This window comes from Pedobacter psychroterrae (genome assembly GCF_004331695.1).
Classification (GTDB): domain Bacteria; phylum Bacteroidota; class Bacteroidia; order Sphingobacteriales; family Sphingobacteriaceae; genus Pedobacter; species Pedobacter psychroterrae.
Window position 1 is genome coordinate 274,112 of record NZ_SJSL01000003.1, and the last position, 18,177, is coordinate 292,288.

General features: G+C 42.9%; 16 protein-coding genes. 10 read left to right on the forward strand and 6 right to left on the reverse strand.

Going from position 1 to position 18,177, the window contains the following annotated elements; all coding sequences use genetic code 11:
* Window positions 1–69 precede the first annotated feature (69 nt).
* The 6 genes from EZ437_RS14890 to EZ437_RS14915 are packed head-to-tail and all read left to right on the forward strand — an operon-like array spanning window position 70 to window position 10,007.
* The gene (locus tag EZ437_RS14890; protein ID WP_131596853.1) at window positions 70–3,618 is read left to right on the forward strand and encodes a TonB-dependent receptor; all 3,549 of its coding nucleotides are present in this window, start codon (window positions 70–72) and stop codon (window positions 3,616–3,618) included.
* A 23-nt stretch (window positions 3,619–3,641) separates the two neighbouring features.
* Window positions 3,642–5,105: a RagB/SusD family nutrient uptake outer membrane protein gene (locus EZ437_RS14895; protein WP_131596854.1), complete on the forward strand. Its 1,464-nt coding sequence runs from the start codon at window positions 3,642–3,644 to the stop codon at window positions 5,103–5,105.
* On the forward strand, window positions 5,105–6,511 hold the full coding sequence (locus EZ437_RS14900; protein WP_131596855.1) for a DUF4832 domain-containing protein: 1,407 nt from the start codon (window positions 5,105–5,107) through the stop codon (window positions 6,509–6,511). The genes EZ437_RS14895 and EZ437_RS14900 overlap by 1 nt, the downstream gene beginning before the upstream one ends.
* A 21-nt stretch (window positions 6,512–6,532) precedes the next feature.
* Window positions 6,533–7,393 (forward strand): PKD domain-containing protein, encoded by an 861-nt coding sequence (locus EZ437_RS14905; protein WP_131596856.1) that lies wholly within the window; start codon window positions 6,533–6,535, stop codon window positions 7,391–7,393.
* A 5-nt stretch (window positions 7,394–7,398) separates the two neighbouring features.
* Complete coding sequence (locus tag EZ437_RS14910; RefSeq protein WP_131596857.1) at window positions 7,399–8,898, forward strand: DUF4832 domain-containing protein; 1,500 nt, start codon at window positions 7,399–7,401, stop codon at window positions 8,896–8,898.
* Window positions 8,899–8,900: 2 nt separating this feature from the next.
* Complete coding sequence (locus tag EZ437_RS14915) at window positions 8,901–10,007, forward strand: acyltransferase family protein (protein WP_131596858.1); 1,107 nt, start codon at window positions 8,901–8,903, stop codon at window positions 10,005–10,007.
* Between the two features lie 25 nt (window positions 10,008–10,032).
* On the opposite strand, the gene EZ437_RS14920 is transcribed toward EZ437_RS14915, so the two are convergent.
* A complete protein-coding gene (locus tag EZ437_RS14920) occupies window positions 10,033–10,455 on the reverse strand; it encodes a secondary thiamine-phosphate synthase enzyme YjbQ (protein WP_131596859.1) in 423 nt (140 codons plus the stop codon).
* Between the two features lie 48 nt (window positions 10,456–10,503).
* On the opposite strand from EZ437_RS14920, the gene EZ437_RS14925 reads away from it, so the two are divergent.
* The gene (locus EZ437_RS14925; RefSeq protein WP_131596860.1) at window positions 10,504–11,595 is read left to right on the forward strand and encodes a hypothetical protein; all 1,092 of its coding nucleotides are present in this window, start codon (window positions 10,504–10,506) and stop codon (window positions 11,593–11,595) included.
* Between the two features lie 8 nt (window positions 11,596–11,603).
* Here the strand turns inward: EZ437_RS14925 and EZ437_RS14930 are convergent, their stop codons facing one another.
* The 3 genes from EZ437_RS14930 to EZ437_RS14940 are packed head-to-tail and all read right to left on the reverse strand — an operon-like array spanning window position 11,604 to window position 13,319.
* Window positions 11,604–12,239, reverse strand: a complete 636-nt coding sequence (locus tag EZ437_RS14930) for a DsbA family oxidoreductase (RefSeq protein ID WP_131596861.1) — start codon at window positions 12,237–12,239, stop codon at window positions 11,604–11,606.
* Window positions 12,236–13,009: a hypothetical protein gene (locus EZ437_RS14935; RefSeq protein WP_131596862.1), complete on the reverse strand. Its 774-nt coding sequence runs from the start codon at window positions 13,007–13,009 to the stop codon at window positions 12,236–12,238. Before EZ437_RS14935 ends, EZ437_RS14930 begins: the two co-directional genes overlap by 4 nt.
* A complete protein-coding gene (locus tag EZ437_RS14940; RefSeq protein ID WP_131596863.1) occupies window positions 12,993–13,319 on the reverse strand; it encodes a hypothetical protein in 327 nt (108 codons plus the stop codon). The genes EZ437_RS14935 and EZ437_RS14940 overlap by 17 nt, the downstream gene beginning before the upstream one ends.
* Before the next feature lie 166 nt (window positions 13,320–13,485).
* On the opposite strand from EZ437_RS14940, the gene EZ437_RS14945 reads away from it, so the two are divergent.
* A complete protein-coding gene (locus tag EZ437_RS14945) occupies window positions 13,486–14,694 on the forward strand; it encodes an MFS transporter (RefSeq protein ID WP_131596864.1) in 1,209 nt (402 codons plus the stop codon).
* A gap of 39 nt (window positions 14,695–14,733) precedes the next feature.
* Here EZ437_RS14945 and EZ437_RS14950 read toward each other — a convergent pair whose 3' ends face one another.
* On the reverse strand, window positions 14,734–15,489 hold the full coding sequence (locus tag EZ437_RS14950) for an alpha/beta fold hydrolase (RefSeq protein WP_131596865.1): 756 nt from the start codon (window positions 15,487–15,489) through the stop codon (window positions 14,734–14,736).
* Between the two features lie 161 nt (window positions 15,490–15,650).
* On the opposite strand from EZ437_RS14950, the gene EZ437_RS14955 reads away from it, so the two are divergent.
* Together EZ437_RS14955 and EZ437_RS14960 are read left to right on the forward strand one after the other, a co-directional pair.
* Complete coding sequence (locus EZ437_RS14955; RefSeq protein WP_205942721.1) at window positions 15,651–16,106, forward strand: DUF4112 domain-containing protein; 456 nt, start codon at window positions 15,651–15,653, stop codon at window positions 16,104–16,106.
* Between the two features lie 125 nt (window positions 16,107–16,231).
* Complete coding sequence (locus EZ437_RS14960) at window positions 16,232–16,618, forward strand: hypothetical protein (protein ID WP_131596867.1); 387 nt, start codon at window positions 16,232–16,234, stop codon at window positions 16,616–16,618.
* An 8-nt stretch (window positions 16,619–16,626) separates the two neighbouring features.
* On the opposite strand, the gene EZ437_RS14965 is transcribed toward EZ437_RS14960, so the two are convergent.
* Complete coding sequence (locus tag EZ437_RS14965; RefSeq protein WP_131596868.1) at window positions 16,627–18,072, reverse strand: S41 family peptidase; 1,446 nt, start codon at window positions 18,070–18,072, stop codon at window positions 16,627–16,629.
* Window positions 18,073–18,177 lie beyond the last annotated feature (105 nt).

The window sequence follows — 18,177 nt, forward strand, 5'->3', positions numbered from 1 at the left end:
TTAACCGCTGTGGGTGCTTTCACGTCCTGGAAGATAAAAAAGCACGTCACAGTCTAACTCAGTAAACAAATGTATAGAAATTTTACTAGAAATTTTTGTATGCCTTTGGGCTACAAGCAAATGTTCCTTACGGTAAAGAATTACCTTTCAAATGGAAGTGTAAAGAACTACCTGGAGGAACTAAATTTAGGTTTAGCGATGAAGATAACTACTCTTTTATTAATCGTTAGTATTATACAGGTAAGTGCTGCTTCCTTTGCCCAGAAGGTAAGCATCAGCAAGAAGAATATATCGCTGGAAGACGCACTTAAACAGATCCATGTGCAGTCCGGATATGATATTTTATATGATGTAGATCTTTTAAAAGATAAGCCATCCATTAATCTGAGTCTAAAGCAGGTGTCTATTGAAGAAGCGATGAAGACCACGCTCCATGGACAGTCATTGACTTATGCGCTAAAAGGCATGACCATTATTTTGCAAAAGAGAACTGCGCCTGCATTTCTGGATATCGTGGTCGATCGCTTTGTGAACATCGACGTTACTGGTCGTGTGACAGACAAGGATGGAGCCCCTATTCCGGGTGTAACTGTGAATGTAAAGAATCGTAGCGCGGCTACTTCAACCAATAGCGATGGTAAGTTCGGTATTACTGTAGATCAGGGCGAGATTTTGGTCTTCAGGATGATAGGATACGATATCCAGGAGGTAACAGTAGGTACTCAATCTCTCATGAACATCACCTTGGTAGAATCAAATTCTGGTCTGGATGAAGTGGTAGTGATCGGTTACGGTACCCAAAAGAAACGTGACTTAACGGGTGCGATTTCTTCTGTCAAATCAGAGGACCTGGTCATCTCATCTGGTCCTGAGATCGGAAACATGCTAAAAGGTAAGGTTGCAGGACTAACAATTCGTCAGAACAGCGCACAACCCGGTGGTGGAGTCGATATTCAGGTGCGGGGATATGGATCTGTCGAAACTGGAAATGTACCACTTTATGTAGTAGACGGCTTCCCAATATCCGATTTGCAGCAGCCTCCAACAGTGGGGGGAAGGTATGAAGGAGGCACACAGAGTATCTTGAATTCTTTCAATCCGAACGACATTGAATCTATCGAAGTGCTTAAAGATGCAAGTGCAACTGCTATATATGGTTCACGTGCGGCAAACGGAGTAATATTAATTACCACCAAAAGAGGCGCTGAGGGGAAAACAAAAGTTGATTACGCGAACAATTTTACTATACAGCAATACAACGATTCATTTGACGTATTACCCTTAAATGAATGGATGCAAGTGAGGAATGAGGCTGGTAGAGAGCAATGGGAGTTCGATAATGGGGTAATTCCCTATGGAACAAGGACATTGGCTGATGCCCTGGCAAGTCCTGTAAATGGTCTATATAAGAATTTATACACCCAAAACGCTATTAACAATGTAGGAAAGGGAACAGACTGGCTGGAATTAGTCACACGTAACGGTTTTACCCAACAGCATAATTTGTCAACCTCCGGAGGTTCTAAAACGACCAAATACCTGATTTCAGGGAACTACTATGATCAGGATGGAATTATTAAAAATTCCGGCTTTAAAAGATTTTCATTAAGAGCAAATGTAGATCAAGAGATTAGCAAATACATCAAACTTGGTTTGAACCTGACAACTAGCAGGATAGATAATAATAACAGTCAACTTGGTGGACAACAATTTGAGAATTCTGGCATAATCAGGGCTGCTATCCAGCAGGGCCCTCATATCCAGGCAATTGATGAAGATGGCAATTATCCACTGAATCCACAGTTGGCGCTGCAGCCCAATCCTTACTCTCTGTTAACCATTTCTGATAAAGGAAGAATCGAACGCATGCTTCTGAATTCTTTTGTTGATATCACACCCCTTGAAGGATTAGTAGTAAGATTAAAGGCAGGTATGGACAGGGGTTTTACGAAAAGAGAGAGTTATATCCCGACAACTACCTTAAATGGTGCATTAGAAGGCGGCAGGGCTTTTATTGGTAATACAGATAACGATGACTACCTGCTTGAGGCTACTGCAAATTATACGAAAACATTGGGTAGCGACCATCGGTTTGATATTCTTGCAGGTGTCTCCCAACAGAAAACATTAAACAGGAATAGCAACAGTTCGAGCACTGGGTTTATTACTGATGCGTTTCTTTGGAATAATCTGGGGGCTGCTACAAACCCTCTGGCTCCTGGTTCAGGAGCGTCTGAAGTAATGATTGCTTCATACTTCGGGAGATTCAATTATAATTATAAAGGAAGGTATCTATTTACCTTTACCACCCGTACAGACGGCTCAAGCGTATTTGCGGTCAATAATAAATGGGGTACTTTTCCATCTGCCGCAGTGGCATGGAATGTAGCTGAAGAACCGTTTTTTAAAAGTTTGAAAAATGTGGTTTCCCAGTTCAAAATCAGACTTGGTTACGGACAAACGGGAAAAGCAAGCATTAATACCAACGCATTTGCGGCATACGGTACTTATCCGGCCTGGTTATCAGGTGATGATGCCCGTTTAATAGGAGTCTCACTTTCCAGACTTGAAAATCCGGATTTGAAATGGGAAACGACTACAGGGGCAAACTTTGGCATTGATTATTCCATTTTAGGCGGAAAGGTAGAAGGATCATTTGAGTTGTTTGATAATGAAGTTTCAGATCTGCTGGATTTCAAAGACCTCAATTCATACCATGAAGTCAACACCATTATCTATAATGTCGGTACAACTAAAAGTAAAGGATTTGAATTTAGTGTAACTACACGGAACATCAGGACCGATAACTTTCAGTGGAAAACAACGCTTAATATATCTAGATTTAAAGACAACTGGAAAGAAAGAGCACCAGATTGGAAACCATTGGTCTACGAAAGTGATAGTGATCCGATCCGTGCCGTGTACAGCAGACTATCTGATGGTATTTTACAAGTTGGAGAGACTGTTCCGGTATCACAGCCAGAACTAAAACCTGGTATGATTAAAATTAAGGATATAAATGGTTATGTAAGGGATGCCAATAATAACCCGGCAGTAGATGCCAATGGCCGGTTTCTCAGAACTGGTAGTCCTGACGGAATCATTGATGATGCCGATACCAAACTCGTGGGTACTTCTGATCCGAGCATGATGGCAGGTATAACCAACATATTATCCTATAAGAGATTCAGTCTTAATTTTGATTTTAATGGACTATTTGGTCGCACCATGGCGGATCCAAATTATGTAACTTATGGCTTTAGCGCATATGGAGTTTACTCAAATGGTTATAATGCATTAAGGACTGTGAAGGAAAGATGGACACCACAAAACCCTTCCACAACAACTCCTAGTTCTTTTTGGGGATTTTCTCCGTACAGTGTGGGTGACTTCTTTATGCAGGATGCCTGGTTTGTAAGGCTACAGAATGTTTCACTTGGCTACAGCTTACCTACAAAATGGACAAGAGGAGCTTTTTCTTCTATCAGGGCCCATGTCGATGCACAGAATCTTTTTACCATTACGCCTTACAAGGGTGTTGATCCGGAAACAGATTCTTATACAGCTGCTTATCCCAACATCCGTACGTTTACGGCCGGACTGAACTTTACATTTTAAATAACACTATAAAAGATATAAAAATGAAAAGACATACATTATTATTCCTGTCCATAGTGTTACTACTAAGTAGTTGCACAAAAGACCTGGTACCTCTGGATTATTCAGAGATCAACCCAAGTATTTTTCCAAAGAGTGCGGCAGATTTGGAAGCCATGGTGAATGCAGCATACCATCCGGTTCGCGGAGCGTATGGTGATGGAATCTTCTCTACCTCAGAAAGAGGTGTGATGTATATAACTGATGCCACTACAGAAACGCTTTACGGCCCATATGGTGATCAACAGATTGCTACATTGCACAATTACCGCCCTGAAAACACAGCTTTTACCCATTATTATGACGATTATAACAATAAGATTAGCAGGATGACCACCACCATCGATCTTATCCAGAATTCAACTGTTGGGGAGGATTTGAAAAAAAGAGCAATAGCACAAGTACGTTGTGCCAGGGGGCTGTTAGCTTATACGTTGTTTGATTTGTATGGACCTTTAGTGATCGCTCCGTTGGAAGTTCTTAAAAGTCCATTAAAAGAAGAACCCCTTGCCAGACTGAGCAATCAGGAAACAGTAGATTTTATTGAGGCTGATCTTATTGCAGCTGCAGAAGATCTTCCCGCCGTGGCGGAAGCAGAATACGGCAGGTTCAATAAGGCTCTTGCAAAAATGATCCAAATTCGATTAAACCTTCACGAAAAAAAGTGGGATAAAGTTATCGGACTTTCAAATGAAATCATTGCTTACAATTATTACTCATTGGATCAGGACTATGCGGGTATCTGGGATCTTGATGGTGCCAAAACTAGTAATGAAGTGATCTGGGCCATTCCTTGTGACTATGCAGGTACAAGTGAAAACCAATGGCAGCTGATGGTGCTTCCTGCCGTATTTGCACCTAAAGGTGGCTTCGGAACTATCCAAAGCACCTGGTATTTTTATGACTCATTTGAAGACGATGACAAACGGAGAGAGATGCTCATTTCAGAATTTACCGGCACGGATGGTGTTTCTTACAGCAGGGCGAATCCCGGTACACTAATCAATTTCGGTCCGATTCCCCTGAAAATGAATCAAGATGCAGCCAGAACAACCGGTGTATCCACCGTGGATATCGTGATGTACCGCTATTCTGACGTGTTGTTATCGAAAGCAGAGGCTATTGCTAATCTGTCCGCTCCAAATCAAGAGGCTATGGAACTGGTAAACAAAGTGAGAAGAAGAGCAGGCCTGGGGGATAAGTCACTTTCAAATTATAGTACGCTTGCAACATTTAATGATTTGATTTTGCTAGAAAGAAGTCACGAGTTCTGGTGCGAGAACGGACAGTACCGGGCCGATCTAATCAGAATGGGCAAATTTGTATCGCGCACACAGGAAGTCAAAAAGTCGACCTATACAGCACCACATAAAGTGTTGTTTCCATTTTCTCCAGCAAGGATAGCTGAAGGAAAAGGCAAATTTATACAAAACCCTGGATACAATTAATGGCATTTATCTTAAATAAGCATGTGATGAAGAGAAAAAGCAGATTTGGCAGATTGATGATGTACGGTGCAGGGTTTGTGCTGTTGATGAGTATTGCTTTTGCATGTTCAAAGAAAAAAGACGGACCTGCAGCAGAGCCGGAACCAGGCGTTAAGTACGAGGCATCTTCAGAGATATTTCCTAACACCGAAAGAGGATTTGCTAAGACCATGACTGTGCAGTCGGGCGGTGCACCGCTAAATCTGGTACAGCTAAACACGTTCAGGGCGCAAAATATTTCGCTGGTGGTACGCGTGTTCTATTTTAACGCTTACAAGGATAAAGCACTCGATGCTGCGGAATTAACGCTGATACAGACCGATCTGGATAATTTACGTCAAGCCGGATTAAAAGGAGTGGTACGTTTTGCTTATACCGACCAGATTGATGGTACAGATGCACCTTTGGCCATTGTTCAGCAGCATATGGATCAGCTAAAGCCCATTTTTGAAGCAAATAAAGACGTAATTGCTTTTGTACAGGCTGGTTTTATTGGTGCCTGGGGCGAGTGGCACAATTCGAGTAACGGATTGGCTACACCGGACAATAAAAAGATCGTGCTGGAGAAGCTGTTGAGCGTATTGCCAAAAGAGCTCATGGTGCAAGTAAGAACGCCGGTTTACAAACAGGGCGTGTTTAACACTACCAACCCTTTGACGAAGGCGCAAGGCTATTCTACCGAGAACATCGCGCGTGTAGGACATCACAATGATTGCTTTTTATCCAGTACGGACGATTACGGAACATATCTGAATATCGCGACTGAGAAGCAATACATCAGCAATGAAGCCTTGTATGTTCCAGTGGGCGGCGAGACTTGTCCGCCACTCGCTGGGTTTTCTCCCACCTGTATAGAAGGAAGAACGCAGATGAAGCTGTTAAAATGGACCTACATTAACATAGATTACTACATACCTACTATTAATGCATGGAAGGCTTCAGGATGTTTTGAAGAGTTTCAGCGCAGTTTGGGCTACCGGTTTTCGATGATGAGTTCTTCATTTGCAACAGAAGCAAGCGGCAGTTTTAAGATGAATTTGCAGCTTATCAACAACGGTTATGCGCCTTTGTACAATAAAAAAATCGCCAGTCTGGTGCTTAAAAATAAAGTAAGCGGTGCCTTTTATACAGCACCCCTGGCATATGACATGCGAGAGAGCAAGCCTGGGGTTGCGGTTACTTTGGATGAGAGCGTAAGCCTTTCCGGTATTCCGGCAGGAGATTATGCCCTTTATTTGCGCGTGGCCGATCAGGCCGCAAGCCTAAAGGACCGGATAGATTATGCAGTAAGGTTTGCGAATGCTGGAACCTGGACGACAGACAATGGAGGCATGAACGACCTAAAGTCAAGTTTAAAAATTAATTAAAAGTATTTAAATCATAAAAACATGAAAAAGAACATCGTTTTAATGTATAGCCTTTTAGCAGCAGTGCTGGTAATTGGTGCTTGTAAAAAAGGTGAAGATGAAGGCAGTGGCACCAAAGCTGTATTTAGCTATGTAGCTGATGGCTATAAAGTAAACTTCACCAACTTCTCTACCAATTCAACAGAGTTTATGTGGGATTTTGGAGATGGTAGTAATGAAACGTCTACGAAGAAATCACCACAACATATCTTTAAAAGCAAGGGCAATTTCCTGGTATCGCTGACTACCAAAAATGGCGATTTGACCAGCCAATTTATTGATACGGTGAGTATTGTTGGTCCGAATATTAAGATAGATGGTGACTTTACGGACTGGGAATATGTTGGCTATACGTTTACAAATGAAGCGGGAAAAGGCGGAAATCTGCAGGCAATAAAAACTTTTGCCTCCTCAACTGCGATTAACTTTTACCTGGAAGGCACTGCGGATATGAAAATGGAGATCCTGGATCTTTACCTGGATGCAGACAACAATACCGCTACTGGATTTAGCACCTGGCAGTATCCTGCAGGATCTGGTGCCGAGTTTTTATTTGAAGGCAGTTTTGTAGGTGGCTGGGGCGATATGTATGCGCATTCGGGTCCGCCTGCAGGATTTAATTTCACACCGATAAGCAGCTTTGCTGAAGAATTGAGCTATTCTACCATTAAAACTGTATCGGGCAAAAAAGTGATCGAGTTTTCTATTAAGAGAAATAAACTTGGAGCACTAAAGAACTTTGTGAACTTTTCCATTACCGAACTGACTTCGGGTTGGGCTGATGTGGGAAGTTTACCGGTTAGTCAAACACCAACCTCCACCTATGGCAAAATACCATTGTAGGATTTATGCGGGTCATTAAAAAAGCTGCCTTATTAACCTGGTTGCTTGGATGTGTGATAAGCACCGTTCAGGCTCAAGTTAATAAGGTGGCTTACATCCGAAGTACGGCCGACTTTCCGAATCCGGAAAGAGGGTTTTATCTTGCTGTTGGTCAGCCCCCTGGAACATTGTCTGCTGTCGAACTGAAAAAGCTGCGAACTGTGTATGCTAAGCGGGGCAGTGCAAGTTATCAAACCTGGATCTCACTGATCTATCGCGGTTACCTTCTTACAGACTTTAGAAAAGGGGCCTTGAGCGGGGAGTTTTTGGAAAAGCTGCAAGGAGATTTTGATGCAGTTAGGCAAGCGGGATTGAAAATGGTACTGAGATTCTCGTATATCGATAAGACGACAAAAGGCGGTTGCCCGGATGGAGAAATTTGTCCGCCTTATGGCGATGCTTCCAAGGATATTGTACTGCAGCATATCGCTCAGTTAAAGCCCCTGCTAATGAAGAATGCGGATGTGATTTCGGTGTTTCAACAGGGATTTATTGGTATTTGGGGTGAAAATCATTATACAGATTACTTTGGAGATCCTTCAAAAAATGGTACGGGATTTATACCCGACCAGGGCTGGAATGACAGGAATGATGTATTAAAAGCATTGCTGGATGCTTTGCCTAAGGATAGAATGGTGCAGGTACGGACTCCTCAGTTGAAGCAGCGCTTTGTATTTGGTGCAGGGGCGCCGCTGACTACCAAAGCTACGGATGGTAGCGCTGCGTATACTTTTACAGATGCCTCGAGGGTGGCTCTTCATAACGATTGCTTTTTAGCTTCTAAAGATGACTATGGCACTTTTTCTGATTATGGAAATAAGGAGGGCAGGGCGGCTGACCCCAATGATTTACTGCGTAAGTATTTCATAGCAGAAAGCAAATATCTGGCAGTTGGGGGTGAGACTTGCGATGACAGTTTTAGTCCGCAGAATGATTGTGCCCCATTGGGTTACGCAATTAAGGAAATGGCCGCCATGCATTACAGTTTTTTAAATGTGAGTTACAATAACCTGGTCAACAATGATTGGGAGACACAAGGTTGTATGGCAGAGATTAAGCGGAATTTGGGATACCGCTTTGTATTGAAGTCCTCATCTGTGACGAAGCGCATTGCTAAAGGGAAAAAGCTGCAGTTTTCGCTGGAGTTGCAAAATGAGGGATATGCCACACCTTATAACCCAAGACCAGTGCAACTGGTGTTTCGGGAAAGAACTAGTAAAAAAGTATACAAGCAGACGTTGAAAACCAATATTCAGAAATGGTATAGCGGTAAGGTTCTCCTGAATGAGGCAGTTGCGCTTCCTGTAGGGATACCTAAGGGAAGTTATGAGCTGTTGCTGGCAATGCCTGATGCGGCTGCTTCTTTGAAAAACAGGCCTGAGTACAGTCTGCGCTTAGCCAATGAGCGTATTTGGGAGGAAAGTACTGGTTTTAATAAACTTGCCCAGGTGATTACAATACTATAGCTATGGATACGGAAGGCAAAAGTCCTCTAAAAACGCGGTTGCTATCGCTGGATGTGATGCGCGGACTGATTATGATCCTTCTGGCAGGGGAAAGCTGTGCGCTTTACCATTCCATTGAAAACGCAACAGGTGGCAATTGGTTTGTCGACCAGTTTTTTCATCACCCATGGCATGGTTTGCGTTTTTGGGATTTAGTACAACCGGCTTTTATGCTGATGGCAGGATCGGCTATGTATATCTCCTGGCATTTTAAGGCATTAAAAGGCCTTAGCTGGTCGGAAAATTTTAAACATATTCTTAAGAGGTGCCTTGGCTTGTTTGTCTGCGGTATTGCCTTGCATTGTGTTTATTCGGGCAAGCTTGTCTGGGAACTCTGGAATGTGTTAACACAATTAGCTGTTACCACTTTAATTGCTTATCTGATTATTAACAAGTCCTTTACCTGGCAGCTGTTGTTTTCGCTGTTGCTGTTACTGCTCACAGAGCTACTTTACAGGTTTACAAATGTTCCGGGTTTCGATCAACCTTTTACAGAACACCATAATTTCGGTGCTTATGCAGATATGCTCCTCATGGGTAAGATCAACTCAGATGGGTGGGTGACCATCAATTTTATACCCACAGCTGTGCATACCATTTGGGGTGTATTGGCAGGCAAGCTTCTGGTGTCGGCATTTACGCAGTCAGACAAGTTGAAATACCTGGTTATTGCTGGTCTGATCGCTTTAACAGCAGGATATTCTCTTGACTTTTTTGCTGTAACACCGATTATTAAACGGATCAGTACCAGCTCGTTTGTATTGACATCTGGTGGATGGGTTCTTTTGACGTTAGCCTTTTTATACTGGATTAATGACGTTAGGCATTACAAAAAATATGCATGGGTTTTTACAGTAGTCGGGATGAATTCTATATTTATTTACTTGTTTTTTGAAACGATAGGAGTTCAATGGTTTAATGGAGTGGTCAAGATTTTCATGGGTGGAGCACTGTCAGGCATTGGCATATCCGATAGTTTATCAAGCATATTTTGCGCTGTCACCACCTTGTTGTTAGAGTGGCTTTTGTGCTTTTGGTTGTTTAAAAGAAATATATTCTTTAAACTATAGATCGTATAAAAGTAAACTGCACAACTTAATCTCCCCAGGCGGTGATGACCAGCTTTCGTTGACCCCCATAGTCTCGGTGCTCGCATAGATAAATGCCCTGCCATATTCCCAAGGCAAGTTTTCCGTTACTGATCGGGATACTCACTGAAGCTCCCAATAATGCCGATTTAAGGTGTGCGGGCATATCGTCCGACCCTTCATAATCATGCACATACTCGGGGTCGTTTTCTGGTACAGCTTTATTAAAAAACATTTCAAAATCTGCCCTTACCGTCGGATCTGCATTTTCATTAATCGTGAGCGACGCAGAGGTATGTTGTATAAAAACCTGACATATACCTGTTTTTATCTGCCTGATTTCCGGTAACGCGCTTAGAACTTCGTCCGTAATCAGGTGAAACCCGCGTCTTCGCTGCCTCAGTGATATAGTTGTTTGAAAAATCTTCATACTATTAAATCCTTCGAAAGATACCTATATTGCTTGTCAGATAAAAGTATGAGAAAAATAATACCTCACAGTATCATCGTTGGATTGCTGTTTACATTAACCTTTGCCCTGCAGCAAAAATCCTCTGCCCAGGATGCAGCCTGGATAAGACCGGAAAAGGGAACTGATCCCGCTATATGGGGTATTCGTAACGGCATTGTATTCGGCTTCTGGCCCAACCCGATTGAACCCTCCAGAGTAGGTAATGACGGGGGTCCACGCGGATTGATCAGGGTGGGGTATGAATACATGGGCGCCGTTTATCACATCAATTATATTGCTGTTGAGCCCGTTGTAAACGGAAAAATGGAGTTCAGTGAGATTTCACCTTCTAAGGTGGACGGAAAATGGGGTAAGTTTATGTGGGCTACTGATAGTGAAAAGGCAGGTGCGTTCTATCCTTCAGCCATTTCCAGGGGGATAATCACCCATCCTGATCCGCAGCATCCTGAAATTGAAGAACTGTCACTCTACGTTCATATGGAGCAGTTTACGAACGGTGCTTTTCCTTATTTTAAGGTCACCATCAGAAGTGACCGGCCGGAAGAGATCGGTTTTCAGCTATTCAACCGTCAAAGCAGCAGTCAGATGGAACGATGTGCGCTCAGCGCTACAATGGGCAACTATGCAAGAATACGCGAGTTGCACCTGAAGAATAAAATTGTCGACTCCCGCGAACTTTACAAGGGCTTTGATGAAATTGATTTCATAGAAAAATTCGGTTATCCAGCTGATCAGCTCCTGAAAGACAAAAACGGTGACCTTATCGCACTGGCTACTTCATCTGAATCATTTTCTGAACTTTCTTCCTGGCCACAGGAGACAAGGTATTATGCCAGATGGGGATGGCGGTACAGGCCTTTTTTTAAAGTTACGCAGTACTGGCGAAAAGCAGGGGCATATGATCCTTCACTGCAGGTGCGTGTAAACGGAAGGGCAAGATACTGGAGTGGTGGTACACAAGACAAGAATGCCTATGTGCCCATTCCTGGAGGGCCTTCTTTTGAGAATTTTGAAATGCGTGAGAAATACCAGTCGGGACAACAATTCTATTTTGGGATTTCTCGTAAGCTCCCCAATGAAATTCTTAAGGGGATGTAGCGGTGTTTTTACTGCTCTTTCCAGGCTTGCTGCAAGGCACTCAGAAATGTTTCAGGCGCCTGTGCGCCGGATACGCCCAGTTTTTGGTTCAATACAAAAAACGGGACACCCCTCACGCCAATGTTTTGTGCTGTTTGCTCATCATAGCGGACTTCATCAGTAAAGTCAGTTCCGTTCAGCATCTTCCTTAAGGTGAGTTCCTCAAGGCCAATGGAAATGCCAATTTCAATGAGCGTCTGATGGTCAGCAATGTTCTTCCCGTCAGTAAAATGTGCTATAAAAAGCTGTTCTTCTATTTCATCCCCAAGACCTTCAGTTTTAGCCAACTGGATCAGTCTGTGTGCATCAAAAGAATTGGCAACTACTGATTTGTCAAGGTTAAATGTAAGGCCCACTTCTGCTGCTGTTTGGGTTACGTTAGCCTGCATTTCTTCAGCCCATTCCAGGGGCTTGCCATATTTGTCGGCCAGATGCGATGCAGGGTTTGCACCCGGTACTGTTTCTGCATTCGGATCCAGTTCAAAGCTGTGCCATTCTACCTCCACCTGTTCCTGATGCTCAAATTGCGCCAACGCAGTTTCGAATTTTCTTTTACCTATATAACAAAACGGACAGCGTACGTCCGACCAGATATCAACTTTCATAATATTTCCCTAAATAGTTTGTCCAGCAGCCTTGGTGTCATTATAGCATTGTCCCTTATTGAATATACAATTTTATGCGACTTATCGGTAAGGACTATGATCGGCCTGTTTCCAGTCTCGTAACTGTCCGTAATTGCCGTTGCATCGAGAATATGACGGTCATTAACTATTGGATTTTTAGCCAGTGCTGTCGAAACATGTTCTACTGAATGATGGGTAATGGTCAATATCTTCAGTTTCTCAGGATTTTTGTATTTTAACAACACCTCGTTTACCTGTGAATAGGAATTGGGCAAACTTCCAGCATAACATCCATCGCACCAAAATATCAGCATAACCGCTTTTCCCGCAAGACCGTCTGGCTTTACATACTTGCTTAACGGTTTAAGATCTAGGACAACTCCGACCTGAAGCTTAGGGCTGTTCGGTCGAAGAGCGATTTTCGTAATGGAGTCACTTTGAGCTTGGATGGCGGTATTAGTGTTGGTAATTAATCGCTTGTATTCACCGTTTTCCTTTCTTACCCATCCCATCATGGATTCGAAGCTTTTCACTCGTCTTTCTGCCTCGGCAGAATCTACAACGTTACCTTTTATGTCATAGATTTTTCGATCAGTAAACCTTACATTACCTAACATTTTATTCAGGTCGGCCCCTTTAATGGTCGTTGTTTGCTTCTTTACTGCAGTCGCGTCGTCGGTCTGAGCCAAAAGAGAAGACCAGGAAGTAATTAGCAGCACTGTTGATAGAATGCTATGAAAAGTTTTCATGTGCTGGTTGATAAGATAACAATTTTGGAGTTCTTATGATGTATTTACGTCTCAATACAAAATAGATGAACCCTGTAATTGGATTGAAGAACAAGAAGCCAAGCACCCACATTACCTGTTCCGGTTGTTTAATTCTTTTCGCAGTGAATATTTCTGTCAGTGCCAGCACAGAGTAAATGATACTTGCAACGACAGAAACACCAATGAAGGGTAAGGGGAAACTGATATGCATCATTTTGAGATATAGTCCAATCAGCCCACAGAAAAGACTAATGCCAAAAGTTATTTTTAAAATGAGATCCTTGTTCATAAAGCGTCAATTTTAAATAAAGTTAACAAAAGGGTGTTGCATTTACAATACGCCTTCAATGAAGTTCAAGTAGGCAAGGAGAAGCAAAGCTTTTTTGTCATTCAAGTAATAGAGTGCTGATTTGGCAAATTGTTACTATTACTATATTTTTGCGCAACCAAACAACATGCAACTGCTCAAAGAAATCGGGACCAATTACAAAGACTCCTTTACAGGCCTAAGCCGGGAGACCTGGATATTGAGTATTGTAATGCTGGTAAACCGAAGTGGTTATATGGCAGTGCCTTTTATGGGGCTGTTCGTCACCCAATCCCTTCACCGTTCGGCCTCAGATGCCGGCCTGATCATTACCCTGTTTGGGCTAGGCGCTATTTTAGGTTCAGCAGCAGGTGGTAAGTTCACAGATATGATCGGGTTTAGGCCTGTTCAGATCATTGCCTCCATCTTAAGTGGAGCATTCTTTATTCTCTTTGCCCAAATCAGTAACTTCAATGCCCTTTGCGTGCTGGCGGTGGTGATCAGCTTTTTCTCAGAAGCCTTCCGTCCGGCCAACTTTGCGGCCATCGCTGCCTATTCCAAGCCAGAACTGCAAACCAGGTCTTATTCCCTAAACAGACTGGCTATTAATATCGGATGGGCCATCGGCGTAAGTCTGGGAGGAATTGTGGCCTCCTACGATTATCGCCTGTTGTTTGTTGTCGACGGCGTAATCAGTATCATAGCAGGCCTTAGCATCTTGCTCTTTTTGCCGAAAATCAGAGGCTATAGAAAAGAAATCAAAGAAAAAATTAAGGGAATCATAGTCAGGAAGCCCTGGGAAGACATCCTGTTCGTTAAGTTTTTACTACTCAGTACTTTGTTTATCATCTGCTTCTTTCTGATGTTCCGGGTGGTGCCGGTTTTCTTCAAGGAAGTGTGGAAGATCGACGAATTTATGATCGGGCTGATACTGGGACTTAACGGGATCATCATAGCCATATTCGAAATGGTCATGATCCATCGGATTGAAAATAAAAGGTCCCCCATATTCTTTATCATAGTTGGGGTTGGATTTATTGCCTGCTCATTCCTCGTGCTTTTACTACCCCTTCGAATGCCCATATTGCTCGGATCACTGTCGATGGTTTTCTTTACTATAGGCGAAATGTTTGCACTTCCCTTTATCAACACTTTTGTGATGAGCAGGGCCAACGAATTCAACAGGGGCCAGTACGCCGCCGGATACATGCTCTGCTGGTCTGTCGCCCAACTAGTTGGGCCTACAGCAGGTTTTTTCATAGCAGAACAGTATGGATATAATCTACTCTGGATAGCCCTGGGTACCTTATTGGTATTTAGCGGCTATATGTACCGGTCAATGAGGACCGAGGTGTAACGCTGAATAAGTAGTCAATTTGGTTTATTACTAGACACTTTACTCTTTTTCCATCAAGGCAGCCAGTTCTTCTGATTTGTTAAACTGCGGATTGTGGTCTGCATTCATGATCAGGTATTTATAGCCCCTTTCCTTAGCACGCTCTCCATACGCATAAAAACCGTCGCTTTCAGGCTTTTTACCCGGATCGACAGTCAGGATATACGTAGCAGGGATTTTCAAAGCAGCAGGATTGTTGAACGATACAGGCAGCGTGAAGGTCTTGATAGACTGAGGTACATCCTTTGGAGCCGGAGCATCTGGTTTTACCCACTCCGGAACCATAAAGCCATTTTTTGCGGAAAGCTCAGGACCACTCGAGCCCCTGCCTCTGGACGTCGCCAGGCTTTCTCCGTCATTGGGCAATATGGCATCCAGAAAGACCAGTTTTTTAATTCGGTCAGGGATACTATCAGCCACCCCTGTTATCACCATGCCGCCATAGCTATGACCCACAAGGATTACCTCTTTCAGGTTATCATACAAAATCATATTCACTACATCTTTGATGTGCGTGTTTAGGTCAATGTCAGCCGAACTTAAATGAACACGTTCACCCTGTCCCGTCAGACTGGCCCTGTGAACTTCCTTCCCATGCGCAGACATAATAGAATCTGTTTTCTTAAATGCCCAGCCGCCGCCCCAGGCACCATGCACCAGTACATATACCGGTTTTTGCTGGGCTGTAGCTGACAAAGATGCCGATAATGTGATAGCAGCAGCAGCAAATGTAAAAATGGTTTTCCTGATATTCATAAGTAAGATTTTAATCTATGCTGTTGTTCTGTTATTTTCCAATTGTGGCTAAAATGTTAAATATAAGGTTTTTGTTGATAATGGAAAAAGGTTGACATAGGCCGGATCCGTCGCAGCAAACATTTGAGCATGTTTGATGTTGTCAGTCAATACTTATGCAGATGAACGATACCAACAAGTTTCCTTTACTCTCCAGGATTTCCTATCTGATGGATGAGCAGTTCCGGTTTCCGGGCACGAAGTTCCGGTTCGGACTCGATCCTATACTCAATTTAATTCCTATAGCGGGCGATATGGCTGGCCTGGTTGTTTCAGCCGGGCTGTTACTAGCGATGGCAAAAAAAGGGGCCAGTAATAAGCTGGTAGTATTGATGTCGCTCAATATACTGCTCGACGCCACCATCGGGGCCATTCCTATTATCGGTCAGCTATTCGACTTCTTCTTCAAAGCCAATTCACGGAATATCAAATTAATGAAGGAACATTACCTGGAAGGCAAGCATCAGGGCAGTGGTAAGAACGTAGTGGTCACCGTTGTTGTTATCCTGATCGTTCTTTTTTGTTTGGTTTGTTATGGCTTATACAATTTGGGCATATGGTTATGGAGCCTGGGGTAAGTAGCCTGCGAAACGGTGTCACGACAGAAAGAATAGTGAATTTCTTAACTTAAGTTAAGGAATTCAGCTCGATTCGAACATAGTTTTGGGGTAAGTTTTAATCTTACACCAAAAAAATTACTACCATGAAAAATTCAATCATTGCCTGCGTTATCCTATGCTTACTTTTCGTATCCTGTAAAAAAGACAAGGATGAAAATCCTGGCAGTTCATCACGTACAATCCAGTATGAAATAACTGGAAATTACACAGGAACCCTGTTTGCCTCTTATACCACTGCCGCCGGAGGCACAGCTAATAATCAGCTGCCATCTTTGCCCTGGGTAAAAGAGATAACTTACGCTTCAAATGTAACGGCAGCGATCATCGCCTTATCCGGAAACGGAGGCACTCCGGGACAAAAAATTACCCTTAGCATAAAGAGGGGCGGGACTCAGGTTGGAACACCAAAGGACATCGTAGCCGATGGTTCGGGAGGCTTTTCAGAAGCTCTACCTGCGATAGTTTTTTAAATAGCGCATCAATTTTTGCCTAAATCAGTCTTTATGTATTCGATCCATTGGTGTCTCGGCAGGTGCCTTAGGTCATGCTCCGGTACGAAACCCGAGACATTTTTAGGATCTTTATCCGTCCAGGTAGCCTTGCGGTCAGGAATCAAAAGATAATAGTCTGCAAAGGGCAAAGTCGTTTGTTGAGAAACCCCCATGTAGTCCATCATGCCGAGCGTGCGCTCGCCATACCTTCTGGTTTTGCTGCTCTGCATGGAGATGTAAAAGAAATATTCGGTCGAGCTTCCGCCCAGGTCATCAAAAATTAGGGCGACCTTTTCAGGTTTTTTGAGTATGGAATCGGCATATATACTGGTAGATGGCATAGCATAGAACTGCGCTTTCGACAGGGGGATTTCTTCATAAGCCTTTTTAAACCTGGCAAGTACCTCGGGAGTATTCGAACGGGCCCATTTTGGATCTGGATTGGGCTTCTCATACATCGATTTGATACCCGGCAGGTTGGCATTGATGTTTTGCGGAGTCAATCTTAAGTAGGTGTCACCCTGCACTATTGGCTGGGTATAAAAATATGGAAGTAAATGTATCCAGCCGGAATTTCCGCCGCCATTACCTCTCAGATCCACAATCAGGTGTTTTGCTGACCTGATCAGGGAGTCATTTTTCTGTATGATTTGCTTGATTTTATCATCACGGTTAAATGACCCTATAGAAAGAACGACATTATCTTCATCCAGCTTTTTGAAATCCAGCCCATAATTGTAATTGCGCCAGGTCAAAAATTCAGACCTTTCATGAGCAGTCAGAGCCGATGGATAGACTTTTCCCCAGACTTCAAAATTCCAGACAAATAAAAGACCTCCGTGCTGCCTGACTGGGAAATCCGGAGTCATCCAATCATACCGGTCAAATATAAAACCGTTTTTATTTTTAGTAAAAGTATAATATACCAAACCAGGCTTAAGTTTGGTGTCCTTACTCTCCAAAATCACAGCCTGGTACCGCATAGGGCTAATTTTCTGGATAGCCAATCTCAGTGTAGTGTCTGGATTGACCCAGATGCCCTCGATCGAGTCTCTCTTTTTGGCGGAAAAATCATTTTTAAAAGCATCTTCCCGGATAGGACTGTACACAAACCTATTGGTGTCGGTGATGCTGTATTCTATGTCAAAATGCTTGTCATTGAAGAAACCAACATAGGCATTCAATAAGGGAAAGCACTTTTGCGGATCAGTTTGCTTTGCTGCCTCCGTTCTCAGTTTTTTGACCAGCTTCTGATATTTTGGCATTAACTTCTTTTTGATCAAGTCAGGATAGCCAACATAGTTCAATTCTGTTTTTTTGATCGTGGTATCCAGATTTGCGATGCAGTCGCAGGTTTGCTGAGCGATGACAGTTTTAGAGCAAAATAGTAGACAGAAAGCGCAGAAGGTAAGGAGAAGAGTGGTTTTTTTCATATTCGGTTGGCTATTGCTAATTTAAAAAAATCAGATAAATATATAATAATTCAACTGTTTTATGGGCTGCAATGAATTTTTATAAATCTTAACATACTTTAACTA

What these genes read in the sequence shown, in the direction of transcription:
- EZ437_RS14890 (WP_131596853.1), top strand. Translation starts at nt 70, where the DNA reads ATGTATAGAAATTTTACTAGAAATTTTTGTATGCCTTTGGGCTACAAG.
- EZ437_RS14895 (WP_131596854.1), top strand. Translation starts at nt 3,642, where the DNA reads ATGAAAAGACATACATTATTATTCCTGTCCATAGTGTTACTACTAAGT.
- EZ437_RS14900 (WP_131596855.1), top strand. Translation starts at nt 5,105, where the DNA reads ATGGCATTTATCTTAAATAAGCATGTGATGAAGAGAAAAAGCAGATTT.
- EZ437_RS14905 (WP_131596856.1), top strand. Translation starts at nt 6,533, where the DNA reads ATGAAAAAGAACATCGTTTTAATGTATAGCCTTTTAGCAGCAGTGCTG.
- EZ437_RS14910 (WP_131596857.1), top strand. Translation starts at nt 7,399, where the DNA reads ATGCGGGTCATTAAAAAAGCTGCCTTATTAACCTGGTTGCTTGGATGT.
- EZ437_RS14915 (WP_131596858.1), top strand. Translation starts at nt 8,901, where the DNA reads ATGGATACGGAAGGCAAAAGTCCTCTAAAAACGCGGTTGCTATCGCTG.
- EZ437_RS14920 (WP_131596859.1), bottom strand. Translation starts at nt 10,455, where the DNA reads ATGAAGATTTTTCAAACAACTATATCACTGAGGCAGCGAAGACGCGGG.
- EZ437_RS14925 (WP_131596860.1), top strand. Translation starts at nt 10,504, where the DNA reads ATGAGAAAAATAATACCTCACAGTATCATCGTTGGATTGCTGTTTACA.
- EZ437_RS14930 (WP_131596861.1), bottom strand. Translation starts at nt 12,239, where the DNA reads ATGAAAGTTGATATCTGGTCGGACGTACGCTGTCCGTTTTGTTATATA.
- EZ437_RS14935 (WP_131596862.1), bottom strand. Translation starts at nt 13,009, where the DNA reads ATGAAAACTTTTCATAGCATTCTATCAACAGTGCTGCTAATTACTTCC.
- EZ437_RS14940 (WP_131596863.1), bottom strand. Translation starts at nt 13,319, where the DNA reads ATGAACAAGGATCTCATTTTAAAAATAACTTTTGGCATTAGTCTTTTC.
- EZ437_RS14945 (WP_131596864.1), top strand. Translation starts at nt 13,486, where the DNA reads ATGCAACTGCTCAAAGAAATCGGGACCAATTACAAAGACTCCTTTACA.
- EZ437_RS14950 (WP_131596865.1), bottom strand. Translation starts at nt 15,489, where the DNA reads ATGAATATCAGGAAAACCATTTTTACATTTGCTGCTGCTGCTATCACA.
- EZ437_RS14955 (WP_205942721.1), top strand. Translation starts at nt 15,651, where the DNA reads ATGAACGATACCAACAAGTTTCCTTTACTCTCCAGGATTTCCTATCTG.
- EZ437_RS14960 (WP_131596867.1), top strand. Translation starts at nt 16,232, where the DNA reads ATGAAAAATTCAATCATTGCCTGCGTTATCCTATGCTTACTTTTCGTA.
- EZ437_RS14965 (WP_131596868.1), bottom strand. Translation starts at nt 18,072, where the DNA reads ATGAAAAAAACCACTCTTCTCCTTACCTTCTGCGCTTTCTGTCTACTA.